Raw genomic sequence first — 23975 nt, 5'->3', positions numbered from 1 at the left:
AAGGAACCTCGCCCCAGCAGATGCTGGAGACGGGGTATCAACATATCTGGCGTTGACTTTTGGCACGCTGTTGAGTTCTCAAGGAACGGACGCTTCCTTCGTACTCACCCGAGAGACTCTCTCAGGCTTTCCTCCGGGCGCTTCCCTTCGGTCTTGCGTTTCCGACTCTATCAGACGTTTTCGCTGTCCGATTCCCGGTCGGCGGGATTCTGATTGTCTCCCGAACTCGGCTTTCGCCGCGCCCTTTCGACATTCACCACGTTAGCCGATTCCCTGCGCAACTCATAATCGAGCTCCGCGAAAACGAATTCGGGCATGCGGACACGCCAGATCCGCCCTCTTGGAGGCAGGTAGTAAGTGGTGGTTTGGCCGCTTCCGGCTGCTGGCTGAACGCCGTACCCGGTTCAAGCGGCTTGGGCTACGTTACGCATCCCCGGTCCGCGAGTCAACTTCGGCGGCGCCTGGGCGCATGGGCCCGGTAGGGGCTCACCGTCGGGTCGTCGGCGATCCAGAATCGCCAGGGGTGGACGGCGCCGTCGCCGGCGACTCCGGTGCGCGGTCCGTTGCGTACGCGGTCGGCCTCGACGGGGGTGCCCGTCAGTGCCGTCAGCGGCTGGTCCCCCGTCGCGCAGGCGTCGGCGCCGTCGAGGGCGCGGTCCACGTCGAGGGCGGTGGCCAGGCGGGCGGGGCCCTTGGCCAGCTCGCGGTCGTTGCGGGCCGAGGCACGGCGCTTGCGGGCGAGTTCGGCGCCCTCCACGATCTCGCCGGCCCGCAGGAGCACCCCGGCCGCCCGGCCCTCGGGGCCGCAGACCAGGTTCATGCAGTGCCACATGCCGTAGGTGAAGTAGACGTACACATGGCCGGGGGGACCGAACATCACGCCGTTGCGGGCCGAGCGGCCGCGGTAGGCGTGCGAGCCGGGGTCGTTCGGGCCGTCGTACGCCTCGACCTCCGTCAGGCGCAGGGCGATCGGACCGTCGGGAGTGCTGCGGACGATGACGCGGCCGAGGAGGTCGGGGGCGACCTCCAGTACGGGCCGGTCGAAGAACGGCCTGGGCAGGGGCGTACGGTCGGGCGTCGCGATCATGTCGTACGAGCGTAGTCCAGGCGGCCGGAGGCGCGGGCAGGGTGGGGCCGGCGTCAAGGGCTGGTCAAGCATGCCGCGGCTTGGAAGGGTGGGGGCGCGGAACCGGCCGTGGTCGGATCGCGTATGTACGAAGGCGGGAGCCGCCGCGAAGGGCGGCCTGGAGAGGGAGAGACATGGCGTTCAAGAAGCTGCTCGCGAGCCTGGGGGCCGGCGGTGCTTCGGTCGAGACCGTGCTGACCGAGGAGAACGTGGTTCCGGGCGGCGTCGTCCAGGGCGAGATACGGATCCAGGGCGGGTCCGTCGACCAGCAGATCGAGGGACTGTCGGTCGGTCTCCAGGCCAAGGTCGAGGTGGAGAGCGGCGACGAGGAGTACAAGCAGAACATCGAGTTCGCCCAGCAGCGGCTGGGCGGTGCCTTCGAGCTGAAGGCGGGCGCGGTGCACGCGGTGCCGTTCGGGCTCGAGATCCCCTGGGAGACGCCGGTCACGATGATCGACGGGCAGTCGCTGCGCGGCATGCACATCGGGGTGAGCACCGAGTTGCAGATCGCCCGGGCCGTCGACTCCAGTGACCTGGACCCGGTCAATGTGCACCCGCTGCCGGCGCAGAAGGCGATCCTGGACGCGTTCATCCAGCTGGGCTTCCGCTTCAAGGACGCGGACATGGAGCGGGGGCACATCCGCGGTACGCGGCAGCGGCTGCCGTTCTACCAGGAGATCGAGTTCTACCCGCCGCAGCAGTACCGGGGGCTGAACCAGGTCGAGTTGAGCTTCGTCGCGGACGACCACGAGATGGACGTCGTGCTGGAGATGGACAAGAAGCCGGGGCTGTTCAGCGAGGGCAGCGACACCTACCGCGCGTTCAAGGTGGGGCTGCACGACTTCCACGCCACCGACTGGTCGGCGTACCTCCACCAGTGGGTGTCCGAGGTCGGCAGCAAGCGCAACTGGTTCTAGGGATCTAGGGTCGGAGGGTGACATTCCGCGGTCGTGCGCCCGGGGCGCGCGGCCTGCGGGCCGATACCGATCGACCTGGAGGTGCCGAGGTGACCGAGGGCAAGAGGCCGCCGCTTCCGCACGACTTCCATCCGCCCGTGCCGTCGTTCACGGTGACGAGTGAGGATGTCGCGCACGGTGCGGCGTTGAAGGATGCTCAGGTGCAGGCCGCCGGGAACACCTCTCCGCATCTGCGCTGGGAGGGTTTCCCACCGGAGACCAAGAGCTTCGCCGTGACGTGCTACGACCCGGACGCCCCGACGGGGAGCGGGTTCTGGCACTGGGTGCTGTTCGACATCCCCGCCTCGGTGACCGAGTTGCCGGTGGGCGCGGGCGGTGGCTCCTTCGAGGGGCTGCCCGAGGGCGCGGTCCACGCGCGCAACGACTACGGGACGAAGGACTTCGGCGGGGCCGCGCCGCCGCCGGGGGACGGGCCGCACCGGTATGTGTTCACGGTGTACGCCGTGGACCAGGAGAAACTGGGCCCGGACTCGGAGGCTTCGCCCGCCGTCGTCGGGTTCAACCTGCGGTTCCACACGGTGGGGCGTGCGCAGTTGGTGGGTGAGTACGAGGTGCCGGGCGAGGGCTGAGGCCGCCCGCTGTCCCGTCCGCGTACCGCCCGTGGTTCCGTCCGTCGTTCATGGAACGTTTGCCCGCCCCTGGTCTTGGAATTGATCAGGGGCGGGCACTTTTTATTGCGTTGTCCATCCCGGCGTGCCCGGCCAGAGTTGATCCAGCCCGCCAGGGGGGTGGGCCGGAGCGCACAGGAGGTGGGCTGGGATGCGTGACACGCTGGTACTCAACGCGAGCTTCGAGCCGTTGTCGACGGTGACCCTGAACCGGGCCGTCGTCCTGGTGCTGCAGGCCAAGGCCGTCGTCGAGCAGGCCCACCCCGGACTGCGCATGCGGGGCTCGCTGGTGGACATACCGGCGCCGCGGGTGATCCGGTTGTGCAGGTATGTACGGGTGCCGTTCCGAAGACAAGCGCCGTGGTCGCGGAGGGGGGTGCTGGTCCGGGACCGGCACCGGTGCGCGTACTGCGGGGGGCGCGCGACGACCGTGGACCACGTGGTGCCGCGGTCGCGGGGTGGTGGAGACACGTGGCTCAACACCGTGGCCTCGTGTGCGGAGGACAATCACCGCAAGGCGGACCGGACACCGGAGCAGGCGGGGATGCCGTTGCTGACGGCGCCGTTCGAGCCGACGCCGGCGGATGCGATGTTGTTGGCTCTGGGGCAGGACGACTTCGATTCCCTGCCGGAGTGGCTGTCGCCGACCGCGGCGTGACAGTGGCTGTTCACCTGGGGAGGCGCCCGGGGGCTGTTGTGCGCCCGCGCGGCGGAGCCGCACATCGACACCGCCCCGCGCCCCTGACGGGGCACGGTGGTTGCTCGCGCCCGCGCGGCGGAGCCGCCGATCGCCCCCGCCCCGCCCCGCGCGCACGGGCGCGGGGCTGTCGGCCCTAGTCGATCGGCGGGCGTTCGCGGCGGTCGTCGTTGGGGGTGCGGGGGGCGGGTGGAGTGGTTCCGCCGTTGGAGCCGCCGGGCATCGGGCCGAAGTTGCCGATGGCGCCGGAGAGGCCCTTGAGGGCGTCGCCGATTTCGCTGGGGACGATCCAGAGCTTGTTGGCGTCTCCCTCGGCGAGCTTCGGGAGCATTTGCAGGTACTGGTAGGAGAGCAGCTTCTGGTCGGGGTCTCCGGCGTGGATGGACTCGAAGACCGTACGGATGGCCTGGGCCTCGCCCTCGGCGCGCAGGGCGGCCGCCTTCGCCTCGCCCTCGGCGCGCAGGATGGCGGACTGCTTCTCGCCCTCCGCGGTGAGGATCTGGGACTGGCGGATGCCTTCCGCGGTGAGGATCGCGGCGCGCTTGTCACGGTCGGCGCGCATCTGCTTCTCCATCGAGTCCTGGATGGAGGTCGGCGGCTCGATGGCCTTGAGCTCGACGCGGTTGACGCGGATGCCCCACTTGCCGGTGGCCTCGTCGAGGACACCGCGCAGGGCCGCGTTGATCTCCTCGCGAGAGGTGAGGGTCCGCTCCAGGTCCATGCCGCCGATGATGTTGCGCAGCGTGGTGACGGTGAGCTGTTCGATCGCCTGGATGTAGCTGGCGACCTCGTACGTCGCGGCGCGGGCGTCGGTCACCTGGTAGTAGATGACGGTGTCGATGTTGACGACCAGGTTGTCCTGGGTGATCACCGGCTGCGGCGGGAACGGCACGACCTGTTCGCGCAGGTCGATGCGGTTGCGGATGGAGTCGATGAACGGGACCACGATGTTGAGGCCGGCGTTCAGTGTGCGTGTGTAGCGGCCGAAACGCTCGACGATGGCCGCGCTCGCCTGCGGGATGACCTGAATCGTCTTGATCAGGGCGATGAAGACCAACACCACCAGAATGATCAGGACGATGATGACCGGTTCCATCGTCGTTCCCCGTACCCTTCTCCGCCTCGGCTCTTACGGCAGATCTTATGGTTGTCGAAGATCTTGCTGGTCGAGTCTGACAGACCGTCGTCCGCGCTGGGAGGCGTTCCGCCGAGTTGCGTCGTCCGAGGTCACATGATGATCGCCGTCGCTCCCTCGATGTCGACGACGTCCACGGACTGGCCCACGTCGTAGGCCAGTCCGGAGTCGAGTGCGCGGGCGGACCAGACCTCGCCGGCGAGTTTGATCCGGCCGCCCTCGCCGTCGACCCGTTCGAGGACGACGGCCTGTCTGCCCTTGAGGGCGTCGATTCCGGTGGCGTGCTGGGGCCGTTGCCCGGCGTGCCGGTTGGCGAGGGGCCGGACCACGGCGATGAGGGCCACCGAGACGATGACGAAGACCAGCACCTGGGCCACGACGCCGCCGCCGAGGCCGGCCGTGACCGCGGCGGCGACCGCGCCGACGGCGAGCATGCCGAATTCGGGCATCGCGGTGACGACGAGGGGGATTCCGAGCGCGGCCGCGCCGACGAGCCACCACACCCATGCGTCGATGTCGTTCACATGGTCAATGGTAGGACCGCGCCCGGGAGTCGGACAGGGCGCAGTTCGGTCCACCGCGGGGCTCGTGCGGGGTGGTTCGGCGCGGAACCCGAGTGGGCGTCAGCTCATGGGCAGGCCGCGGGCGGTCCAGCGGTCGCCGGACTGCTCGACGACGAGCGGGAGACCGAAGCAGTGGGAGAGGTTGCGGGAGGTGAGTTCGAGCTCCAGGGGGCCGGCGGCGAGCACCCTGCCCTGACGGATCATCAGGACGTGGGTGAAGCCGGGAGCGATCTCCTCGACGTGGTGGGTGACCATGATCATGGAGGGGGCGATCGGGTCGCGGGCGAGCCGGCCGAGGCGGCGGACGAGGTCCTCGCGGCCGCCGAGGTCGAGGCCGGCGGCGGGCTCGTCGAGAAGGAGCAGCTCGGGGTCGGTCATCAGGGCGCGGGCGATGAGGGTGCGCTTGCGCTCGCCCTCGGAGAGGGTGCCGAAGCGGCGTTCGAGGTAGTCGCTCATGCCGAGGCGGTCGAGGAAGGCGCGGGCGCGCTGCTCGTCGATGTCCTCGTACTCCTCCTGCCAGCCGGCCGTCATGCCGTAGGCGGCGGTCAGCACGGTTTGCAGGACGGTCTGGCGCTTGGGGAGCTTCTCGGCGAGGGCGATGCCGGCCACGCCGATGCGGGGGCGGAGTTCGAAGACGTCGGTGCCGGGGCGGCCGAGGGTCTCGCCGAGGATGCTGACGGTGCCCTTGCTGGGGTAGAGGTAGCTGGAGGCGACGTTGAGGAGGGTGGTCTTGCCGGCGCCGTTGGGGCCGAGGATGACCCAGCGCTCGCCCTCCTTGACCGACCAGGAGACCTGGTCCACGAGGGCCCGGCCCTCGCGGACCACGGATACGTCCTGAAGTTCCAGAACATCGCTCATGAGCGCGTTGTCTCCCCATTTGCAGCAGTGTCGGCCGGTCCCGGCTGTCGCCCACGCCGGGCGCGCACCGGTCGGCGCGGCCCGCCGCGCCTGTGGGCGCAGTCCTTCAAGAAATCTACGCCACTGGTCGGCCGGGCTGTTCCATCGGTCCGGTCCTTAGGGTGGGGGCATGCTCACGGAACCACGCTCAGGACGGTTGGCCGCATGGGGAAATGCCCTTCTTGCCGGGAATGCGTCGCCGGACGACGCGGTGTCGGCGGTGGTCGGGGAGGACGCCGTGCACCGGGTCGAGGGGCTGCCGGGTGAGTCCGGGCCCGTCGGGCTGTCGCTGGCGCTGGGACGGCTGCGCGCGCTCGGGGTGACCGGGCTGCGGGTGGCGCTGCCGGTGCCGGGGCATCCGCTGGGGCTGAGCGGGCCGCCGGAGTTCAACGCGCGGGCGCTGGAGGCGGAGGAGGCCGTGGTGTGCCACGGGGCGGCCTTGGGCCTGGTGCCGGAGGTGCGCGAGGCCGGGCCCGCGGGTGATGTGCACGTCGAGGTGGTCTGGCACTGTCTGCCGGTGCGGGAGGCGCCGCCGGCCGACGTGCCCTCGCTCGGGGAGGCCGAGCGGGAGCTGGCTCAGGCGCTGCGGGAGGCGACGGAGGTGCTGTCGCGGCTGGACGTCGCCGGGTCCGGGCCGGTGGCGGAGGCGGCGGTGGACGCGTACCGGGCGCGGGTGGAGGGCGGCGACCGCGAGGTGCTGGCGCCGGGGTATCCGCCGCGGGCGGTGCGGGTGCTGGAGCTCGCGGGGCGGGTGGGGCTGCTGGTGTCGGTGGCGTACGACAGCGGGCACGGCGGTGCGGTGACGGCGTCCGAGATGGCCGCGCGGGGGGAGGCGTTGCGGCCGGTGGAGCGGACGGCACGGCGGGCGCGGGTCGCGGCGTACAACTCGGTGGTGGAGGAGCGGGAGCGGGGGGTGCGGTAGCGCCACCGGGTGTCTGCGGCTACGTCCCGGCCACCCCGTGGCGTACCGCCCACAGGGCGGCCTGGGTGCGGTCGGAGAGGTCGAGCTTCATCAGGATGTTCGAGACGTGCGTCTTGACCGTCTTCTCGGAGAGGACGAGTGCGCGGGCGATCTCGCGGTTGGAGCGGCCGTCCGCGATCAGCCCGAGCACCTCGCGTTCCCGTTCGGTGAGCGTGCCGGCCCGCCCCTGGGCCGGGCCGGTGTCCTCCTGGGCGAGGAGCGCGCCCGCGACCTCGGGCTGGAGCAGGATGTGCCCGGCGTGCACGGAGCGGATGGCGCCGGCCAGGGCGTCGGGGTCGATGTCCTTGTAGACGTATCCGGCGGCGCCCGCGCGCAGGGCGGGGACGACCGTGCGCTGTTCGGTGAAGCTGGTGACGACGAGCACGCGCGCGGGGTGGTCGAGTTCGCGGAGTCTGCGCAGCGCGTCGATGCCGTCGACGCCCGGCATCTTGACGTCCATGAGGATGACGTCGGGCCGCAGTTCCCCGGCCCGGTCGACGCCCTCGGCGCCGTCGGACGCCTCGCCGACGACCTCGATGTCGTCCTGCACCTCCAGGAAGGTGCGCAGGCCCCGGCGGACGACCTGGTGGTCGTCGACGAGCAGCACTCTGATCGCTTCAGCCACCGGGGACCTCCATCTCGATCGTGGTGCCCTTGCCGGGCGCGGATTCCACGGTCAGGGTGCCGCCGACGCCGCCCGCCCGGTCGCGCATGGAGACCAGTCCGAGGTGGCGTCCGGCGCGGCGCACCGTCCGGGGGTCGAAGCCGGTGCCGTCGTCCGTGACGCGCAGGACGGCGCCGGGGCCGCGGCGTTCGAGGGTGACGTCCACGCGGGCGGCGCCGGAGTGCCGCAGTGCGTTGTGCAGGGCCTCCTGGGCGACGCGCAGGAGTGCCTCCTCCTGGGCGGCGGGCAGGGCGCGCACCCCCTTGCCGGTGAACGTCACGCGTGCGGTGTGGGCGCGGTCGAGGACCTGTATCTGGGTGCGCAGGGTGGCGACGAGGCCGTCCTCGTCCAGGGCGGCGGGGCGCAGTTCGACGACGGCGGCGCGCAGTTCGTCGGCGGCCTCGGCGGCGAGCGCGGCGACCTGCCGCATCTCGCCCCGGGCCCGGGCGGGGTCGCGGCCGACGAGGGCGGCGGCGGCCTGGGCGGTCAGGCGCAGGGAGAACAGTTTCTGGCTGACGGCGTCGTGCAGTTCGTGGGCGAGGCGGGAGCGTTCCTCGGCGATGGTCAGTTCGCGGCTGCGCTCGTAGAGGCGGGCGTTGGTGAGGGCGATGGCGGCGTGCTGGGCGAGGATGCCGAGCAGTTGTTCGTCGTCCTCGGTGAAGCCGCAGCCGCCGGCGGGTCCGGGGCACCTCTTGTTGGCGAGGAAGAGGGCGGCGATGACCTCGTCGCCGTCGCGGACGGGCAGGCCGAGGAAGTCGGACATCTCGGGGTGGGCGGCGGGCCAGCCCTCGAAGCGGGGGTCCGTGCGGACGTCGGCGAGGCGCTGCGGGGTGGCCTCGCTGAGCATGGCGGCGAGGATGCCGTGCTGGCGCGGGAGCGGGCCGATGGCCTTCCACTGGGCGTCGCTGACGCCGTCGACGACGAACTGGGCGAAGCCCCCGTGGTCGTCGGGGACACCCAGGGCCGCGTACTCGGCGTCGAGCAGCTCGCGGGCGGAGGCGACGATCGTCTTCAGGACGTCGCGCACCTCCAGGTGCCTGCTCATGGCCAGCAGCGCGGAGCTCACCGCGGCCAGGCCCGACGTGGGTCCGGAACTCATGACCTCACGGTACCGGGAGGCACCGACAGCGGGGATCGGTCCGGCGGCGGGTGCGGACCGGGGCCACGGGCGTAGGGCGGAGGGCCCGCGGACGTAGGCCGAAGGACCCCGCCGGGCTGGATCTCCTGTCCGAGGCGGCGGGAGCGGGCGTGTTCCTACGTTGGGGGCGTCGCCGGTGGTCGGCGGCGCTGGACGAAGGGGACGGGCATGCCGGTGGCGATCATCACGGGGGCTTCCAAGGGGCTGGGCCGGGCGCTCGGCGCGGCGCTTGCCGCACGCGGCTGGGACCTGGTCCTGGACGCGAGGGATCCGGGGCCGCTGGCCGGGGCGGCGGGCGGTCTGGCGGCGTACGGGACGCGGGTGGCGGCGGTGCCGGGGGACGTCACGGACGCCGGGCACCGCACGGAGCTGGTGGCGCGCGCCCGGGAGCTGGGCGGCGGCGTCGATCTGGTGGTGCACAACGCGAGCGCGCTGGGCGCCGAGCCGCTGGTACCGCTGGCCGAACTGGCGCCGGAGGGGCTGCGCCGGGCCCTGGAGGTGAACGTGGTGGCGGCGCACGGCCTGGTGCGGGAGGCGCTGCCGCTGCTGCGGGAGTCGCCGGCGGGCGCGGTGGTCGCCGTCAGCTCGGACGCGGCGGTGGAGGCGTACGAGACGTGGGGCGGCTACGGGGCCTCCAAGGCGGCGCTCGACCACCTGGCGGCGGTGCTGGGCGTGGAGGAGCCGGGGCTGCGGGTGTGGGCGGTGGACCCCGGGGACATGGCGACCGCCCTGTACGCGGCGGCCGTACCGGACGACGACGCTCCGCGGCCGGCCCCGGAGAGCGTGGTGCCCGCGTTCCTGCGGCTCCTGGACGAACGGCCGCCGAGTGGCCGCTACCGTGCGCCGGCCCTGGTGGAGGGGCGATGACCGTCCACGCGCGCGGGCGCGCGTGGACGGTGCCCGAGGAGCTGTCGGCCCGGGTGCCGGTGGAGCAGCGCGGTCCTGGGCGGGGCCGGGACGCCGTACGGCTGCTGGTGTCGCGCGGTACGGAGGTGGCGCACCACGCCTTCCGGGAGCTGCCGGGGCTGCTGCGCGCCGGGGACCTGCTGCTCGTGAACACCTCCCCCACGCTGGCCGCCGCGGTGGACGGGGACGTCGGGCACGCGCGCGTGGTGGTGCACTTCTCCACGCGGGGCGACGACGGACGCTGGGCGGTGGAGTTGCGGGAACCGGACGGACGGGGCACCACGCGCGCGCGTGCGGGAGGGCCCGCGGGTGCGCGGGTGGAGCTGCCCGACGGGGTGCGGCTTGTCCTGGAGGAGCCGCTGCCGGGCGGGAGCGAGCGGCTGTGGTGGGCGCGGCCGGTCGGAGGGGACGCGCCCACCACGAAGGTCCACGGCGTGCGCCCCCCGGGCGCCCCCGACCTCCCCGCGCTGCTGCGCCGGCACGGCCGTCCCATCCGGTACGCGTACACCGAGCGGGATCAGCCGCTCTCGGCGTACCAGACGGTGTTCGCGCTGCCGTACGCCGACGGGGCGGGCAGCGCGGAGATGCCGAGCGCGGCGCGGCCCTTCACGCCGGGGGTGGTGGCGGAGCTGGTGAGCCGGGGCGTGCAGTTCGCGCCGCTCACGCTGCACACCGGGGTGGCGTCGCAGGAGGCGCACGAGCCGCCGTACCCGGAGCGGTTCGCGGTGCCGGAGGCCTCGGCGCGGCTGATCAACGCGGCCCGGGCGGGGGGCGGCCGGGTGGTGGCGGTGGGGACGACCGCGGTGCGGGCGGTGGAGTCCGCCGCCGGCGTGGACGGGGTCGTGCGCGCGCGTGCCGGGTGGACGGACCTGGTGGTGACGCCCGGGCGGGGGGTGCGGGTGGTGGACGGGCTGCTGACCGGGCTGCACGAGCCGGAGGCCTCGCACCTGCTGATGCTGGAGGCGGTCGCGGGCCGGGAAGCGGTCGAGCGGGGGTACGAGGCGGCCCTGGCGGGCCGCTACCTGTGGCACGAGTTCGGGGACACCCACCTCCTGCTGAGGTAGCGGAGGGGCGGGTCCCGGTCCTCGCGGAAAGGGCGGATCCCGGTCCGCACGAAAAGGGCGGGTCCCGACCCTCACGGAGCGCATTGCTCTCGCAACCAACTGTGAGAGAAGGGTGGAGCCCGTGTGAGCCCGCACATAGGGCACACATCACGTACGAAGCGGATTAGGAGGAACGGAAAGGGCTCTTGAGCGGGGCGGATCGGGCGATCTACCCCGCTTTGCCGTTCCTGTGTCCACTACCCGGGATCGTACGTCACACCTTTGCCTGGCGTTTTTGCGGCAGCTAAGAATTGCTCCCGTCGCTCGGCGCCGCCCGTTCTACCCACGGCGTCCGGACCGGAAACATCCCTTGTCCGTCCCCGGCCCGGGAGCGACCTCCGCGCTATTCGAAGAGGTCCATCCACCCATGCCCAAGTACACCGCCTTGCTTCGCGGCCGCGCCCTGGCCACGTCCCATCGCGCCGGCATCGCCGGTGTCGCCGCGCTCGGTGCAGCCGCCCTCGCGATCTCCGCCGCCCCGAGCAGCGCGCAGACCACCACCACGACCGACGAGGCCGCCACCTCCGCCCCGGTGAGCTACAGCACCCACCGGATCGAGGACGTCAAGGTCCGCGTCACCGACCAGCTGGCGGGCCAGCGGCTGAAGGCCGAGGCCATCGAGGCGAGGAAGCAGGCCGACGACGACGCGGCCGCCAAGAAGCGGGACGCGGCCGAGGCCCGGCAGGACGCGGCCCGCAAGGCCGGGGAGCAGGCGGCGGCCAAGGCCGCGCGGAGCCGCGGCGGCGACGACTCGGCGAGCCGTTCCGCGCACCGCCCCTCGGCCCCCGCCGGGAAGTCGTACGCGAACAACCTGGACGGCTGGATCCGCCAGTCGCTGGACATCATGCACAAGCACGGCATCCCGGGTTCCTACAGCGGTCTGCACCGCAACATCATGCGGGAGTCCTCGGGCAACCCGCACGCCATCAACGACTGGGACATCAACGCCATCAACGGCATCCCCTCCAAGGGGCTGCTCCAGGTCATCCCGCCGACCTTCGAGGCGTACCACGTGGCCGGCACGTCGTGGAACATCTACGACCCGGTCGCCAACATCACGGCCGCCTGCAACTACGCGGCGCACCGCTACGGCTCGATGGACAACGTCGACAGCGCGTACTGAGGCCGACCCCGGCTCCGCGAGGAGACAGGGCGAAGGGCGGCACCCCACCGACGGGGGTGCCGCCCTTCGCCGTACGCGCGTGAACGGGCGTACGTGCCGGACGCGCGGGCGTGCGCGCCGGAGCGGACGCTACTTGCGCATGACCTCCGGCTCGTGGCGGCGCAGGAAGCGGGCCACGAAGAAGCCGCAGATCACGCCGAGGACGATCAGCGCGGCCATGTCCATGCCCCAGGCGGAGACGTCGTGGTTCCACAGCGGGTCGGTGCTGGTCGGGTCGTCGCTGTTGGGCGCGATGTTGTTGAAGTCCAGCGTCGTGCCGGCGGCGGCCACCGCCCAGCGGGACGGCATCAGGTACGAGAACTCGTTGACGCCGACCGTGCCGTGCAGGGTGAACAGGCAGCCGGTGAACACCACCTGGACGATGGCGAACATGACCAGCAGCGGCATGGTCTTCTCGGCCGTCTTCACCAGGGAGGAGATGACCAGGCCGAACATCATGGAGGCGAAGCCGAGCGCCATGATCGGCAGGCACAGCTCGAACAGGGTGTTGCTCTTGAGGACGAGGCCCTGCCCGGGGATCTCACGGCTGGAGAAGCCGATCAGGCCGACCAGCAGGCCCTGCAACACCGTGACGGCGCCGAGGACGACCACCTTGGACATCAGGTACGCCGACCGGGACAGCCCCGTCGCGCGTTCCCGCTCGTAGATGACCCGTTCCTTGATCAGCTCGCGGACGGAGTTGGCGGCGCCCGCGAAACAGGCGCCGACGGCGAGGATCAGCAGGACCGTGGTCGCCGTGCCGTTCGGGAAGGGCACGCCGGTCTGCGGATTGACCCGGTTGACCAGCAGCCCCTTGTCCGCGTCGATCAGCAGGCTGACCGCGCCGAGCACCGCGGGCAGGATCACCGTCAGCGCGAGGAAGCCCTTGTCGGAGGCGATGACCGAGACATAGCGCCGGATCAGGGTGACGAGCTGGGACATCCAGCCCTGCGGCTTGGGCGGCCTGATCGCCTGCGGAGGCGGCATGTGCACCGACTGCGGCGCCACCGCGTCGATGTCGGCCGCGTACATCTGGTAGTGCTGCGAGCCCTTCCAGCGGCCCGCCCAGTCGTAGTCGCGGTAGTTCTCGAAGGCGGAGAAGACGTCGGCCCAGGAGTCGTAGCCGAAGAAGTTCAGCGCCTCCTCGGGCGGCCCGAAGTAGGCGACCGAGCCGCCGGGCGCCATCACCAGGAGCTTGTCGCAGATCGCCAGCTCGGCCACCGAGTGGGTGACGACGAGGACCGTGCGGCCGTCGTCGGCGAGGCCGCGCAGCAGCTGCATGACGTCGCGGTCCATGCCCGGGTCGAGGCCGGAGGTCGGCTCGTCCAGGAAGATCAGCGACGGCTTGGTGAGCAGCTCCAGGGCGACGGAGACGCGCTTGCGCTGGCCGCCGGAGAGGGAGCTGACCTTCTTGTCCTTGTGGATGTCGAGCTTGAGCTCGCGCAGCACCTCGTCGATGCGGGCCTGGCGCTCGGCGCGCGTGGTGTCGGCGGGGAAGCGCAGCTTGGCCGCGTACTTCAGGGCCCGCTTGACGGACAGCTCCTTGTGCAGGATGTCGTCCTGCGGCACGAGTCCGATGCGCTGGCGCAGCTCGGCGAACTGCTTGTAGAGGTTCCGGTTGTCGTAGAGGACGTCGCCCTGGTTGGCGGGGCGGTAGCCGGTCAGCGCCTTGAGCAGCGTCGACTTGCCGGAACCGGAGGGGCCGATCACCGCGATCAGCGACTTCTCGGGAACGCCGAAGGAGACGTCCCGCAGGATCTGCTTGCCGCCGTCGACCGTGACGGTCAGGTGCCGGGCGGAGAAGGAGACCTCACCGGTGTCGACGAACTCCTCGAGCCGGTCGCCGACGATCCGGAACGTCGAGTGGCCGACGCCGACGATGTCGGCCGGGCCGAGCTGGACCGAGCCGCCCTTGGGGACCGGATGGCCGTTGACGAACGTGCCGTTGTGCGAGCCGAGGTCGCGGATCTCCAGGCGGCCGTCGGGCGTGGCGTGGAACTCGGCGTGGTTGCGGGAGACCTGGAGGTCGGAGACGACCAGGTCGTTCTCCAGGGCACGGCCGATGCGCATCACACGGCCTATCGAGAACTGGTGGAACGTGGTCGGGCTGCGGTCGCCGTAGTGCGACGCCGCCCCCGCGCCGTCGCCCGGGCCCGGCTGCGCGGGGCTCCCGGCGGGGCCGTGGTTCTGCTGCTGCGGAATCTGTGGCTGCTGCGATTGCGGCGGGACGGGCGGGGCGGCCTGCTGCGCGTGGCCGCCGGGCGCCTGTTGTCCCCAGCCGGGGCCCGCGCCCTGGGCGGCGTACGGCTGCTGCTGGGGCCCCGCCTGCGGGGCGGCGACGGCGGCCTCGGCGGCGGACAGGGTCAGCCGCGGCCCGTCGGTCGCGTTGCCCAGGTTGACGGCCGTGCCGGAGGCGAGCTCCACGCGGTCCACCCGTTGCCCCTGCGCGAACGTGCCGTTGGTGCTGCCGTGGTCCTCCAGCACCCAACTGCGGCCGTCGAAGGCGATCGTGCCGTGCCGCCAGGAGACCCTGGCGTCGTCGAACACGATGTCCCCCTGCGGATCACGGCCGAGGGTGTATGACCTGGACGGGTCGAGCGTCCAGGTCCGTCCATTTGTTTCCAGTACGAGTTCTGGCACTCCATGCCCCACTGAGTTGTCCCCCGAATTACCCCCGTCGCGGGGAGTCTAGGGATGTCGAACATCGTGGGGAACTATTTCAGGCGGGCACCCCTGACCGAAAGTCGGGCCTTGTGAAGACCGTGTACGACGGCGTAGGGCGGCGTACGGCGGCGGCTTCGCACGTGCGGGTGTCTTTGCCGCCGCCGGGGGTTGGAACCGGGCCGGAAAGTGGTAAACCACGCGAGGGGGACATCCGCCGGGCCGGCCCGTACCGGGGCACGTGACGGCGGGTGCGCCGCGACGCGAAGGACGCGGATCGGGGGATCTGCCATGGGTGCTGGGCCGGCCGAACGGGCCGGGGACGGAGCGGGGGCCGGGGCGCGTGGCCCCGGGGGCGGTACGGGTGGCCCGGGAAGCGGTACGGGTGGCCCGGGGGCCGGGGTGCGTGGCCGGCGGGTGCCGTGGCGGGATGTGCTGCTCGCCGCGCTCGCGTGCGTCGGCTGGGCGGTCGTCGGGATGGCGGGCACGGCCGCGCTCGGACTGCATCTGCTGGAGGCGGACTCGACGGCCTCGCTGGGGCCGATGACCGCGGCGGTGGTGGCGCTCGGCGCGGGTGGATCGGTCGAACCCGCCGGTGACGTCTCGGTGTTCGGGCTGAAGGGGACCGAGGCGACGACCGCATTGCAGATCACGCCGCTGGGTGTCGGGCTGGTCGGTGCGCTGCTGCTGTCCTGGTTCTTCCTGCGGTCCCTGCGCGCGGCGGGAGTTGTGCCGGCGCCGGGTGAACTCCTCGCGCGGGCCGGGGCGGTCGTCGCGCTGTTCGTGGCGGTGCTGGGCGGGCTGGCCTGGGCGGGACACGACGTCATCACGATGGACGGGGGTGCGCTGGGGCTCGATGCGCTGCCGGGCATGGGGGCGGGGGGTTCGGGGACGGGGTCAGGGGGTCCGGGGGACGGTGGGCTGGAGATACCTGGGTGGAGCGGCCTGGGGGATCTCGGGGACCTGGGGGATCTCGGCGGGTCGCTGCCGGACCGGATCGGCGACCTCGTGCGCGCCAGGGCCGCGGTCGGCTTCACCGTCGACACCGGGCCCACGCTGCTGGGCGGTGCCGTGTGGGCGGCCGGGGTGCTGCTGATCGCGCTGCTCGCCTCCCGCCGGACCCCACTGCCGCGCGGCTGGGACGTCGTGCACCGGGTGGTGCGGCCGGCCGTGTCCGCGCTGGTGACGGTGTCGCTGACGGCGGTGGCGGCGGGCCTCGCGGCGGCGGCGTACGCGGCGGTCGGCGACCCGCACCCGAGGCGGATCGCGGGCGCGGCACTGCTGGGCGCGCCCAACGGGGTGTGGATGGGTGTGCCGATCGGCCTGTTCGTCCCGTGGGACGGCAGGGCGACGGGGGCGCTCGCGCGGCTCCTGCCCGACCCCGTGAACCGCCTGCTGAGCACGGGGTCCGACGAGCCCGTCACCCTGCGGCGGCTGGCCGAACTGGACGGGCGGGTGTGGCTGTTGGGGGTGGCGGCGGCCCTGATGATGCTGCTGGCCGGGGTGTTGACGGCGGTACGGACGCCACCTTCGACGGCGTACACCGTGCCGTCGGCCGGGATGGCGGGTACGGCGGCTGTGGGAGGGGGCGCTGCCGGGCGTGGCCCGGGGAGGGGTGGTTCGGTCGTACGGGAGCAGGGTCCGTTCGGCTTCGCGGGGCGCTGCGCACTGCGGCTGGGGGTCGTGACGGCGCTTGCACTGCCCTTGCTGGCCCGGCTGACGGACGTGTCGGTGGACGCCTCGCTGTCGGTGCTCGGCTTCGACGCCTTCGGGGCGGGCATAGTGCTGCACGGACACCTCGGTACGGCACTGCTGCTGGGCGCCGCGTGGGGCGCGGGAGCCGGGGCGGCGGGTGCGCTGCTGGCGTGGGGGTTCGGGGCGGCGGGGCGGGGGGCTGTGCCCGGGGGTGCGCCGCCGGGGGCCGCGCTGTCCGGGGAGGGGGCGCCGCCTGGCGGGGCAGTGCCGCCGGGCGGGACCGTACCGCTGGGCGGGGCCGCCGGCCCCCACCGGCCGGCCGTGTCCCCTCGGGCACCGGCCCCCGGCACCGGTCCGTATGCGCGAAAGCCGGACGGCGCGGGCGGTGCGTGGGAACCGGAGGACGCGCGGCCGCCCGGGTTCGAGGAGCCGGCACCGGGTGTGCACGGGGCACCCACGGTCGTGGGACCCCTGCCGCCCCCTTCCCCGGCCCGCTCACCGGGGCCGGGGGTGCCCCCGCGGCCGACGGTGCCGCCCCGGCCCGTCGCACCCCCGCCACCGCCGGGACGTCCTCCGGAGGCACCACCCGGGCCACCGCCGGGACGTCCTCCGGGGGCACCGCCCGAGCCACCCCCGGAACCGCCCCGCGGACGGCGGACCGAGCGGGGGTGAGAGTGTTCGCCTCTGGTCAACGGCCGGTTCAGCCGGCCGTCGCGTACTGTTCCGTGTCCGTCAGGCGGACCGCGCGGGCGCGGGGCACTGCGTGCCGGATACGGTGGAAACACCATGAGCGCATCGCACACCACCGACACGCCCACTCTCCTTGTCAAGATCTTCGGCAAGGACCGCCCCGGCATGACGGCCGGGCTGTTCGACACCCTCGCCGCCTACTCCGTCGACGTGGTCGACATCGAGCAGGTCGTCACCCGTGGCCGCATGGTGCTCTGCGCGCTCGTGACGCAGCCCACCGCCGGGACGGAGGGTGACCTGCGGGCCACCGTCCACAGCTGGGCGGAGTCGATGAAGATGCAGGCGGAGATCATCTCCGGCACCGGCGACAACCGTCCGCGCGGCTCGGGGCGCTCCCTGGTCACGGTGCTCGGCCATCCGCTCACCGCGGAGGCCACGGCGGCGATCGCCGCGTGGATCTCCGGCACGGGCGGCAACATCGACCGTATCTTCCGGCTCGCCAAGTACCCGGTGACGGCGGTGGAGTTCGCCGTCTCCGGTGTCGAGACCGAGCCCCTGCGGACCGCGCTGGCGACCGGAGCCGCGGCACTCGGTGTCGACGTCGCCGTCGTCTCGGCCGGGCTGCACCGGCGGGCGCAGCGGCTGGTGGTCATGGACGTGGACTCCACGCTCATCCAGGACGAGGTCATCGAGCTCTTCGCCGCGCACGCGGGGTGCGAGGCGGAGGTCGCCGAGGTCACCGCCGCCGCGATGCGGGGCGAGCTCGACTTCGCGCAGTCGCTGCACGCGCGGGTCGCGCTGCTGAAGGGGCTCGACGCGTCCGTGGTGGACAAGGTGCGCAGCGAGGTGCGGCTCACCCCGGGGGCGCGCACGCTGATCCGTACGCTGAAGCGGCTCGGCTACCAGGTCGGGGTCGTCTCCGGCGGCTTCACCCAGGTCACCGACGATCTGCGGGAGCGGCTCGGGCTGGACTTCGCCCAGGCCAACACCCTGGAGATCGTCGACGGCAGACTGACCGGGCGGGTCACCGGGGAGATAGTCGACCGGGCGGGCAAGGCGCGGCTGCTGCGCCGGTTCGCGGCGGAGGCGGGGGTGCCGCTGGCACAGACGGTGGCGATCGGCGACGGGGCGAATGATCTGGACATGTTGAACGCGGCGGGCCTGGGCGTGGCGTTCAACGCGAAGCCGGTGGTGCGGGAGGCCGCGCACACGGCGGTGAACTTTCCCTTCCTGGACACGGTGCTGTATCTGCTGGGGGTCACCCGGGAAGAGGTCGAGGCGGCGGACACGCAGGACGACTCCCTGTAACCGCGGGCGCCGGCCACCGGGCAGGGCCATGGACCGGGGGTGGGCCATGGCCCCTCCCGCGGAGGACCAGGGACGGGACAGCGGGGGCCGTTACTCGGTGGGGGCCCAGTAGTCGTCGAGCACAGCCGCGCCGGGCTCCAGGGTCTTCCAGGGGCCGTCGAAGGTGAGGACGGCGAACGCGGCGGCGGGGAAGCCACGGCGGGTCATGCGGTCGCGGGCCTCGGGGTCGGACCGGCCCGAGAGCACCTCGGCGGCGCCCTGGACCCCGGGGTTGTGGCCGATGAGGACGAGGTTGCGGACGTCGTCGGGGGTTTCGTTGAGCACGGCGATCAGTTCGCCGGGCGAGGCATCGTAGACCCGCTCCTCGTAGACGGTTTTCGGCCGGTGCGGCAGCTCGTGGACGGCGAGCTTCCAGGTCTCCCGGGTCCGGGTCGAGGTGGAGCAGAGGGCCAGGTCGAAGGCGATGCCCGAGTCGGCCAGCCGGCGGCCGGCGACGGGGGCGTCCTTGCGTCCCCGGTCGGCGAGCGGGCGCTCGTGGTCGGCGACCGGGGGCCAGTCGGCCTTCGCATGGCGGAGGAGGACGATCCTGCGGGGTTCTGCGACGCTCATGTGTCCCAGCTTCGCACGAAACAGGCCAGTGGGCTCAGGGAGTTGGCCGAGCCGCCTACGAGTGGTGGATCAGCTGCGCCGCGTGTTCGACGACGTGGGTGAGACCCGTGTCCGCACCGGCCGTGCCCGCGTGGGCGGGGTTGAGTATGAGGGTCAGCAGCGTGAGGAAGGCGAGCACCGGCAGGGCCAGCGCCCACCAGGGGAGCCGGATGTCGATGCCACCCGTGGACGCCGGGCGGGGCGGGGTGTGCGCGCGGGCCGGCATGACGCCTCCAGGGTCTCCGTGCCGTCGTGGCCGCGGTGTGCGGTCACGATTCGAAGGTACGGAGTCGGAGGGGCCGGGCCCATCCGGTGATCCACCCACTTGACCCTGACACTCGCCCCCTAGGGGACAGGGGGGACAGCCCCACCACGCAGGGTGGGGTCAGGGCGCGGCGATGGTCGCGATGACGGCGATGACCACGAGGATGGCGAGGAACGCGCCGAAGACGAGCAGCATCTTCTTCTGGCCGTTCTGCGGGTTCGGTTCGAGGACGGGCATGGGGACAAGTCTCGCACTTCCCCCGCGCCCGCCCTCGTGCGGGGGCGTCAGTCGTGCCCGTCCTCGCGCCGGGGCGCCGGCCGTGCCCCGTACCCGCCCTCGCGCGGGGGCCGCGCCGGCAGTGCCGTACCCGCCCCCGTGCGGGGGGGGCGCGTCAGCGCGCCGCCGCTTCGTCCTCCACGGTGCGGTCGCGGCCCGCCAGGATGCCGACGAGGATCTGCGGGACCATCAGGACGGCCATCAGCGCCAGCGGCTGCCCCCAGCCGCCGGAGTGCTGGTAGAGGACGCCGACCAGGAGCGGCCCGGGGATCGAGATGAGGTACCCGGTGCTCTGCGCGAAGGCGGACAGCTGGGCCACGCCCGCGCCGGTGCGGGCCCGCATGCCGACCATGGTCAGCGCGAGCGGGAACGCGCAGTTGGAGATGCCGAGCAGGAACGCCCAGGCCCAGGCGCCGCCCGCGGGGGCGAGGTAGAGCCCCGCGTACCCGGCGAGGCCGCAGATGCCGAGGACGACGGCGATGGGCCCCTGGTGGGGCAGCCGGGTGGCCACCCGGGGGATGACGAAGGCGAGGGGGACGCCCATCACCATGGTGAGGGCGAGCAGCAGTCCCGCCGTGCCGGCGGAGAGGCCGGCGTCGCGGTAGATCTGCGCCATCCACCCCATCGTGATGTACGCGGCGGTCGACTGGAGCCCGAAGAAGACGGCCAGCGCCCAGGCGATGCGGCTGCGGGTGATGCGCAGGCCGCTCCCCCCGATGCGGGGCGCGGCGGGGGCGGGCTCGGACGGTTCGGCGCCGCGGGCGCGCAGCAGCGCCAGCCAGGGCAGGACGGCGACCGCGGCGAGCCCCGCCCACACGGCGAGCCCGGAGTGCCAGTCGCCGCCCAGGGCGTCGGTCACGGGGACGGTGACGGCGGCGGCCAGGGAGGTGCCGAGCGCGAGGGCCATCGAGTACAGGCCGGTCATGGGGCCGACCCGGTCGGGGAACCAGCGCTTGACGATGACCGGCATCAGGACGTTGCTGACGGCGATGCCCATGAGGGCGAGGGCGGTGGCGGCCAGGAAGCCCACCGTGTTCCCGGCGTAGGGCCGGACGAGCAGTCCCGCGGTGATCGCGACCATGCCGGTGCAGACCACGGCGGAGAGCCCGAAGCGGCGGGCCAGCCGGGGTGCCATGACGCCGAAGACGGCGAAGCACAGGGAGGGCACGGAGGTCAGCAGTCCCGCGACGCTGCCGCTCATGCCGAGGCCGTCGCGGACCTCCTCCAGGAGGGCGCCGAGGCTGGTGACGGCGGGGCGGAGGTTGAGGGCGGCCAGGACGATGCCTATAGGGAGGAGCCGCATCGCCCACGCGCGCGTGGAGGACGATTTCGGGCCGGCCGGGGTCCCGTCGGCCGCCGCGGTCGCGCCGCTGCCGGCCACGGAGCCGGTCTCCGTGCCGGATATGGGGCGGGGTGTCGTCGTGCGGGAGTTGTCGCTGGCCATGTCCCCCATCATAGAATCATGGGATGATTGGTTGTCCACTCTTGTCCCGGGCCCCCGGGGTGACCAGGCGCCCGCCCGGAGGTCCCCCATGCCACTGAGTCATCCCCGCCGTTCGGCGCTCTCCGAGCAGGTCATCGCGGCGCTGCGGGCGCAGATCACCTCGGGCGAGTGGCCGGTGGGCTCCCGCATCCCGGCCGAACCGGAGCTGGTCGAGCAGCTCGGCGTCGCGCGCAACACGGTGCGGGAGGCCGTGCGCGCGCTCGCGCACAACGGACTGCTGGACATCCGCCAGGGCTCGGGCACGTACGTCGTGGCCACCAGCGAGCTGGCGGGGGTGATGCACCGCCGGTTCGCCGGTGCGGACGCCGGTCACATCGCGGAGCTGCGCTCGGCGCTGGAGTCGGCGGCGGCCCGGCTGGCCGCCGAGCGGCGCACGGAACGCGATCTGAAGCAGCTGGAGACGCTGCTGGTGCGCCGGGAGGAGGCGTGGCGGTCCGGGGACCCGGAGGCGTTCGTGGCGGCCGACGCGACGTTCCACCTGGGGGTCGTGGCCGCGTCCGGCAACGAGGTCATGACGGCGATGTACGCGGACCTCAGCGAGGTGCTGCGGGACTGGCTGCGCGGCGACGTGGGCACGGAGCTCACGCCGGAGACGTACATGGACCACGACACGCTGCTCGACGCGCTGCGGGACGGGGACGCGGCGGCCGCGGCGGCCGCTGCCGCGAGCTACCCGGTGATGTGCCGCCCGGGGCGGGCCACGCTGCCGTCCGCCGGCTGACACCCTCCGCACGCGCGGATGTCCCGCCCCCGGAGCGAGCAGGGGGCGGGACATCCGTGCGGCGTGCGGAGCGGGCGGTCAGGCGCCGATCGCGTGCAGCCCGCCGTCGACGTGGACGATCTCGCCGGTGGTCTTCGGGAACCAGTCGCTCAGCAGGGCGACGATGCCCTTGCCGGCCGGCTCCGGGTCCTTGAGGTCCCACTCCAGCGGGGAGCGGCTGTCCCAGACGGCGGCCAGGTCGCTGAAGCCCGGGATGGACTTGGCGGCCATGGAGCCGATCGGGCCGGCGGAGACCAGGTTGCAGCGGATGTTCTGCTTGCCCAGGTCGCGCGCCAGGTAGCGGCTGGTGGCCTCCAGGGCGGCCTTGGCCGGGCCCATCCAGTCGTACTGCGGCCAGGCGTACTGCGCGTCGAAGGTGAGGCCGACGACGGAGCCGCCGTTCTGCATCAGCGGCAGGCAGGCCATGGTCAGCGACTTCAGGGAGTACGCCGAGACGTGCATGGCGGTGGCGACGGACTCGAACGGGGTGTTGAGGAAGTTGCCGCCGAGGGCGTCCTGCGGGGCGAATCCGATGGAGTGCACGACGCCGTCGAGGCCGCCCAGCTCCTCGCCGACGATGTCGGCGAGCCGCCCCAGGTGCTCGTCGTTGGTGACGTCGAGCTCGACCACCTTGGTGGGCTTCGGCAGCTTCTTGGCGATGCGCTCGGTCAGCGTGGGGCGCGGGAAGGCGGTCAGGATGATCTCCGCACCCTGCTCCTGGGCCAGCTTGGCGGCGTGGAAGGCGATGGAGGACTCCATCAGCACACCGGTGATCAGGACGCGCTTGCCCTCGAGAATTCCGCTCATGGTGATCAGTGACCCATTCCCAGTCCGCCGTCAACGGGGATGACGGCTCCAGTGATGTACGAGGCGTCGTCCGAGGCGAGGAAGCGCACCGTCGCGGCGATCTCCTCCGTCCGCGCGTACCGGCCGAGCGGCACCTGCGCGAGGATCTTCGCCTGCTGGTCCTCGGTGAGCTCCCGGGTCATGTCGGTGTCGACGAAACCGGGCGCGACGACGTTGAAGGTGATGTTGCGCGAGCCCAGCTCACGGGCGAGGGAGCGCGCGAAGCCGACCATCGCGGCCTTGGAGGCGGCGTAGTTCGCCTGCCCCGCGGAGCCGAGCAGGCCGACGACGGAGGAGATCAGGACGACCCGCCCCTTCTTGGCCCGCAGCATGCCGCGGTTGGCGCGCTTGACGACCCGGAAGGTACCGGTGAGGTTGGTGTCGACGACGGACGTGAAGTCCTCCTCCGACATCCGCATCAGCAGCTGGTCCTTGTTGACGCCGGCGTTGGCGATCAGGACCTCGACGGGACCGTGCGTCTCCTCGATCTCCTTGTAGGCCTGCTCCACCTGCTCGGGGTCGGTGATGTCGCACTTGACGGCCAGGAACCCCTGGGGCGGCTCACCCGAGCGGTATGTGATCGCGACCTTGTCGCCGGCGTCGGCGAAAGCGCGGGCGATGGCGAGGCCGATGCCCCGGTTGCCTCCGGTGACGAGAACCGAGCGGCTCAACGGATCACCCTTTCGATAGCGGTCTGGAGCCCCTGCGAGACAGGCGCCTTCACCCGGAAACCTATCGGTCCGCCCTCGTACGCGAGGAATCGGGCACCGACAGTGGCGCGGGGCACGTCCTGTCGGGTCCCTACAGTCGACGCGGCGCACGGGGCGACCGACGCCGACGGGCGGGCACGGGAGTCGCTCCCGTACCCGCCCGCCTCACCGCTCGGCTCAGTACACGTCGCGGGGGTACCAGGACCGGCTGTCGAAGAAGAAGTGGTCCACGGCGAGCCAGTGCCCACCGTCGTAGTAGGCGTACACCACGGCCTCCTCGTTGGCCTGGCCGTTGTCCAGGCTCGTGCTCAGGCAGGTGCCGGGGTTGATGATGAAGGTGGTGAAGCCGCCCCGCCGCGGGAACTCCACGTCGATGGCCTGCGCGCGGTGGTTGCAGGCCGACAGCCCGCCGCTGGTGATGGGCCCGGAGGCCATCGCGGCGGGGGCGGACAGGGCCGTGAGGAGACCAGCGGTCGCGGCCGCCAGGGCGGCCACACGACGCATACGCATACGCACTCCTTGGGTCGGGCGGTCCGGTGGTCGTCCGGACCGGCGCGTCCGACCGTACGGGATCTCCGTACGCGATCAGTTACGGAACGTATAACATTTGGTCAACAGTCACCCCCCGCGGCCCGTCACGCCCCCGGGACACTGCATGGTTCACTGCTCACGAAT

At 72.5% G+C, this 23975-nt stretch carries 24 protein-coding genes; 10 read left to right on the top strand and 14 right to left on the bottom strand.

Translation table 11 applies throughout. The annotated features are described in order from the left end of the window. Positions 1–445: 445 nt before the first annotated feature. On the bottom strand, positions 446–1087 hold the full coding sequence (locus IO29_RS14990) for a DNA-3-methyladenine glycosylase (RefSeq protein ID WP_030378919.1): 642 nt from the start codon (positions 1085–1087) through the stop codon (positions 446–448). 173 nt (positions 1088–1260) lie between these two features. Here IO29_RS14990 and IO29_RS14985 point away from each other — a divergent pair, with 173 nt between their 5' ends. The 3 genes from IO29_RS14985 to IO29_RS14975 all read left to right on the top strand — a co-directional run bounded on the left by IO29_RS14985 (position 1261) and on the right by IO29_RS14975 (position 3369). After that, a complete protein-coding gene (locus tag IO29_RS14985) occupies positions 1261–2043 on the top strand; it encodes a sporulation protein (protein ID WP_030378920.1) in 783 nt (260 codons plus the stop codon). Between the two features lie 89 nt (positions 2044–2132). Continuing rightward, positions 2133–2672, top strand: a complete 540-nt coding sequence (locus tag IO29_RS14980) for a YbhB/YbcL family Raf kinase inhibitor-like protein (RefSeq protein WP_030378921.1) — start codon at positions 2133–2135, stop codon at positions 2670–2672. A gap of 190 nt (positions 2673–2862) precedes the next feature. Further along, complete coding sequence (locus tag IO29_RS14975; RefSeq protein ID WP_030378922.1) at positions 2863–3369, top strand: HNH endonuclease; 507 nt, start codon at positions 2863–2865, stop codon at positions 3367–3369. Between the two features lie 175 nt (positions 3370–3544). On the opposite strand, the gene IO29_RS14970 is transcribed toward IO29_RS14975, so the two are convergent. The 3 genes from IO29_RS14970 to IO29_RS14960 form a co-directional block, all read right to left on the bottom strand. Then, the gene (locus IO29_RS14970; RefSeq protein ID WP_030378923.1) at positions 3545–4504 is read right to left on the bottom strand and encodes an SPFH domain-containing protein; all 960 of its coding nucleotides are present in this window, start codon (positions 4502–4504) and stop codon (positions 3545–3547) included. Between the two features lie 131 nt (positions 4505–4635). After that, on the bottom strand, positions 4636–5067 hold the full coding sequence (locus IO29_RS14965; RefSeq protein ID WP_030378924.1) for an NfeD family protein: 432 nt from the start codon (positions 5065–5067) through the stop codon (positions 4636–4638). Positions 5068–5166: 99 nt separating this feature from the next. Beyond that, positions 5167–5964, bottom strand: a complete 798-nt coding sequence (locus tag IO29_RS14960) for an ABC transporter ATP-binding protein (RefSeq protein ID WP_030378925.1) — start codon at positions 5962–5964, stop codon at positions 5167–5169. Between the two features lie 169 nt (positions 5965–6133). On the opposite strand from IO29_RS14960, the gene IO29_RS14955 reads away from it, so the two are divergent. Further along, positions 6134–6925, top strand: a complete 792-nt coding sequence (locus IO29_RS14955) for a hypothetical protein (protein WP_033226901.1) — start codon at positions 6134–6136, stop codon at positions 6923–6925. A gap of 19 nt (positions 6926–6944) precedes the next feature. On the opposite strand, the gene IO29_RS14950 is transcribed toward IO29_RS14955, so the two are convergent. Both IO29_RS14950 and IO29_RS14945 read right to left on the bottom strand, forming a co-directional pair. Further along, positions 6945–7589, bottom strand: coding sequence for a response regulator (locus tag IO29_RS14950; protein ID WP_030378927.1), 645 nt, complete (start codon positions 7587–7589; stop codon positions 6945–6947). Next, complete coding sequence (locus IO29_RS14945) at positions 7582–8727, bottom strand: GAF domain-containing sensor histidine kinase (protein WP_030378928.1); 1146 nt, start codon at positions 8725–8727, stop codon at positions 7582–7584. Before IO29_RS14945 ends, IO29_RS14950 begins: the two co-directional genes overlap by 8 nt. A gap of 207 nt (positions 8728–8934) precedes the next feature. Between IO29_RS14945 and IO29_RS14940 the strand changes: the two genes are divergently transcribed. The 3 genes from IO29_RS14940 (at position 8935) to IO29_RS14930 (ending at position 11898) form a co-directional block, all read left to right on the top strand. After that, positions 8935–9633 carry an SDR family NAD(P)-dependent oxidoreductase gene (locus IO29_RS14940; protein WP_030378929.1) on the top strand — a complete coding sequence of 233 codons (699 nt, stop codon included), beginning with the start codon at positions 8935–8937 and terminating at the stop codon, positions 9631–9633. Next, the gene (locus IO29_RS14935) at positions 9630–10736 is read left to right on the top strand and encodes an S-adenosylmethionine:tRNA ribosyltransferase-isomerase (protein ID WP_030378930.1); all 1107 of its coding nucleotides are present in this window, start codon (positions 9630–9632) and stop codon (positions 10734–10736) included. Before IO29_RS14940 ends, IO29_RS14935 begins: the two co-directional genes overlap by 4 nt. A gap of 406 nt (positions 10737–11142) precedes the next feature. Then, entirely contained in the window at positions 11143–11898 is a 756-nt protein-coding gene (locus IO29_RS14930) for a transglycosylase SLT domain-containing protein (RefSeq protein WP_030378931.1), read from the top strand. A gap of 129 nt (positions 11899–12027) precedes the next feature. On the opposite strand, the gene IO29_RS14925 is transcribed toward IO29_RS14930, so the two are convergent. Beyond that, complete coding sequence (locus tag IO29_RS14925; protein WP_030378932.1) at positions 12028–14577, bottom strand: ABC transporter ATP-binding protein/permease; 2550 nt, start codon at positions 14575–14577, stop codon at positions 12028–12030. A 438-nt stretch (positions 14578–15015) separates the two neighbouring features. On the opposite strand from IO29_RS14925, the gene IO29_RS14920 reads away from it, so the two are divergent. Together IO29_RS14920 and serB are read left to right on the top strand one after the other, a co-directional pair. After that, on the top strand, positions 15016–16965 hold the full coding sequence (locus IO29_RS14920) for a streptophobe family protein (RefSeq protein WP_030378933.1): 1950 nt from the start codon (positions 15016–15018) through the stop codon (positions 16963–16965). 114 nt (positions 16966–17079) lie between these two features. After that, positions 17080–18291 carry a phosphoserine phosphatase SerB gene (gene serB / locus IO29_RS14915; protein WP_030378934.1) on the top strand — a complete coding sequence of 404 codons (1212 nt, stop codon included), beginning with the start codon at positions 17080–17082 and terminating at the stop codon, positions 18289–18291. Between the two features lie 90 nt (positions 18292–18381). Here serB and IO29_RS14910 read toward each other — a convergent pair whose 3' ends face one another. From IO29_RS14910 to IO29_RS14900, 4 genes are all read right to left on the bottom strand, one after another. Beyond that, positions 18382–18900: a SixA phosphatase family protein gene (locus IO29_RS14910; RefSeq protein WP_030378935.1), complete on the bottom strand. Its 519-nt coding sequence runs from the start codon at positions 18898–18900 to the stop codon at positions 18382–18384. Between the two features lie 55 nt (positions 18901–18955). Then, positions 18956–19165, bottom strand: a complete 210-nt coding sequence (locus IO29_RS14905) for a hypothetical protein (protein ID WP_030378936.1) — start codon at positions 19163–19165, stop codon at positions 18956–18958. Between the two features lie 159 nt (positions 19166–19324). Next, positions 19325–19441, bottom strand: coding sequence for an SGM_5486 family transporter-associated protein (locus IO29_RS40035; protein WP_106969796.1), 117 nt, complete (start codon positions 19439–19441; stop codon positions 19325–19327). A gap of 154 nt (positions 19442–19595) precedes the next feature. Beyond that, positions 19596–20924, bottom strand: coding sequence for a CynX/NimT family MFS transporter (locus tag IO29_RS14900; protein ID WP_030378937.1), 1329 nt, complete (start codon positions 20922–20924; stop codon positions 19596–19598). An 88-nt stretch (positions 20925–21012) separates the two neighbouring features. Here IO29_RS14900 and IO29_RS14895 point away from each other — a divergent pair, with 88 nt between their 5' ends. Further along, positions 21013–21705, top strand: coding sequence for a FadR/GntR family transcriptional regulator (locus IO29_RS14895; RefSeq protein ID WP_030378938.1), 693 nt, complete (start codon positions 21013–21015; stop codon positions 21703–21705). Between the two features lie 78 nt (positions 21706–21783). Here IO29_RS14895 and fabI read toward each other — a convergent pair whose 3' ends face one another. From fabI to IO29_RS14880, 3 genes are all read right to left on the bottom strand, one after another. Beyond that, positions 21784–22551 (bottom strand): enoyl-ACP reductase FabI, encoded by a 768-nt coding sequence (gene fabI / locus IO29_RS14890; protein ID WP_030378939.1) that lies wholly within the window; start codon positions 22549–22551, stop codon positions 21784–21786. Positions 22552–22556: 5 nt separating this feature from the next. Then, a complete protein-coding gene (fabG, locus tag IO29_RS14885; protein WP_030378940.1) occupies positions 22557–23261 on the bottom strand; it encodes a 3-oxoacyl-[acyl-carrier-protein] reductase in 705 nt (234 codons plus the stop codon). A gap of 216 nt (positions 23262–23477) precedes the next feature. Further along, a complete protein-coding gene (locus IO29_RS14880; protein ID WP_158709325.1) occupies positions 23478–23810 on the bottom strand; it encodes a hypothetical protein in 333 nt (110 codons plus the stop codon). Positions 23811–23975: the final 165 nt, after the last annotated feature.

The organism is Streptomyces sp. NRRL F-6676 (assembly GCF_000725625.1).
Classification (GTDB): domain Bacteria; phylum Actinomycetota; class Actinomycetes; order Streptomycetales; family Streptomycetaceae; genus Streptomyces.
The sequence above is the reverse complement of the archived record's forward strand: the minus strand, read 5'-3'. Positions and strand labels throughout refer to the sequence as shown.

Excerpts from the sequence above, each read along its gene's own strand:
- IO29_RS14940 (WP_030378929.1), top strand. The coding sequence starts at position 8,935 with ATGCCGGTGGCGATCATCACGGGGGCTTCCAAGGGGCTGGGCCGGGCG.
- IO29_RS40035 (WP_106969796.1), bottom strand. The coding sequence starts at position 19,441 with ATGCCCGTCCTCGAACCGAACCCGCAGAACGGCCAGAAGAAGATGCTG.
- IO29_RS14985 (WP_030378920.1), top strand. The coding sequence starts at position 1,261 with ATGGCGTTCAAGAAGCTGCTCGCGAGCCTGGGGGCCGGCGGTGCTTCG.
- IO29_RS14880 (WP_158709325.1), bottom strand. The coding sequence starts at position 23,810 with ATGCGTATGCGTCGTGTGGCCGCCCTGGCGGCCGCGACCGCTGGTCTC.
- serB (WP_030378934.1), top strand. The coding sequence starts at position 17,080 with ATGAGCGCATCGCACACCACCGACACGCCCACTCTCCTTGTCAAGATC.
- IO29_RS14990 (WP_030378919.1), bottom strand. The coding sequence starts at position 1,087 with ATGATCGCGACGCCCGACCGTACGCCCCTGCCCAGGCCGTTCTTCGAC.
- fabI (WP_030378939.1), bottom strand. The coding sequence starts at position 22,551 with ATGAGCGGAATTCTCGAGGGCAAGCGCGTCCTGATCACCGGTGTGCTG.
- IO29_RS14975 (WP_030378922.1), top strand. The coding sequence starts at position 2,863 with ATGCGTGACACGCTGGTACTCAACGCGAGCTTCGAGCCGTTGTCGACG.
- IO29_RS14905 (WP_030378936.1), bottom strand. The coding sequence starts at position 19,165 with ATGCCGGCCCGCGCGCACACCCCGCCCCGCCCGGCGTCCACGGGTGGC.
- IO29_RS14935 (WP_030378930.1), top strand. The coding sequence starts at position 9,630 with ATGACCGTCCACGCGCGCGGGCGCGCGTGGACGGTGCCCGAGGAGCTG.
- IO29_RS14930 (WP_030378931.1), top strand. The coding sequence starts at position 11,143 with ATGCCCAAGTACACCGCCTTGCTTCGCGGCCGCGCCCTGGCCACGTCC.
- IO29_RS14960 (WP_030378925.1), bottom strand. The coding sequence starts at position 5,964 with ATGAGCGATGTTCTGGAACTTCAGGACGTATCCGTGGTCCGCGAGGGC.
- IO29_RS14970 (WP_030378923.1), bottom strand. The coding sequence starts at position 4,504 with ATGGAACCGGTCATCATCGTCCTGATCATTCTGGTGGTGTTGGTCTTC.
- IO29_RS14945 (WP_030378928.1), bottom strand. The coding sequence starts at position 8,727 with ATGAGTTCCGGACCCACGTCGGGCCTGGCCGCGGTGAGCTCCGCGCTG.
- IO29_RS14895 (WP_030378938.1), top strand. The coding sequence starts at position 21,013 with ATGCCACTGAGTCATCCCCGCCGTTCGGCGCTCTCCGAGCAGGTCATC.
- IO29_RS14955 (WP_033226901.1), top strand. The coding sequence starts at position 6,134 with ATGCTCACGGAACCACGCTCAGGACGGTTGGCCGCATGGGGAAATGCC.
- IO29_RS14910 (WP_030378935.1), bottom strand. The coding sequence starts at position 18,900 with ATGAGCGTCGCAGAACCCCGCAGGATCGTCCTCCTCCGCCATGCGAAG.
- IO29_RS14900 (WP_030378937.1), bottom strand. The coding sequence starts at position 20,924 with ATGGCCAGCGACAACTCCCGCACGACGACACCCCGCCCCATATCCGGC.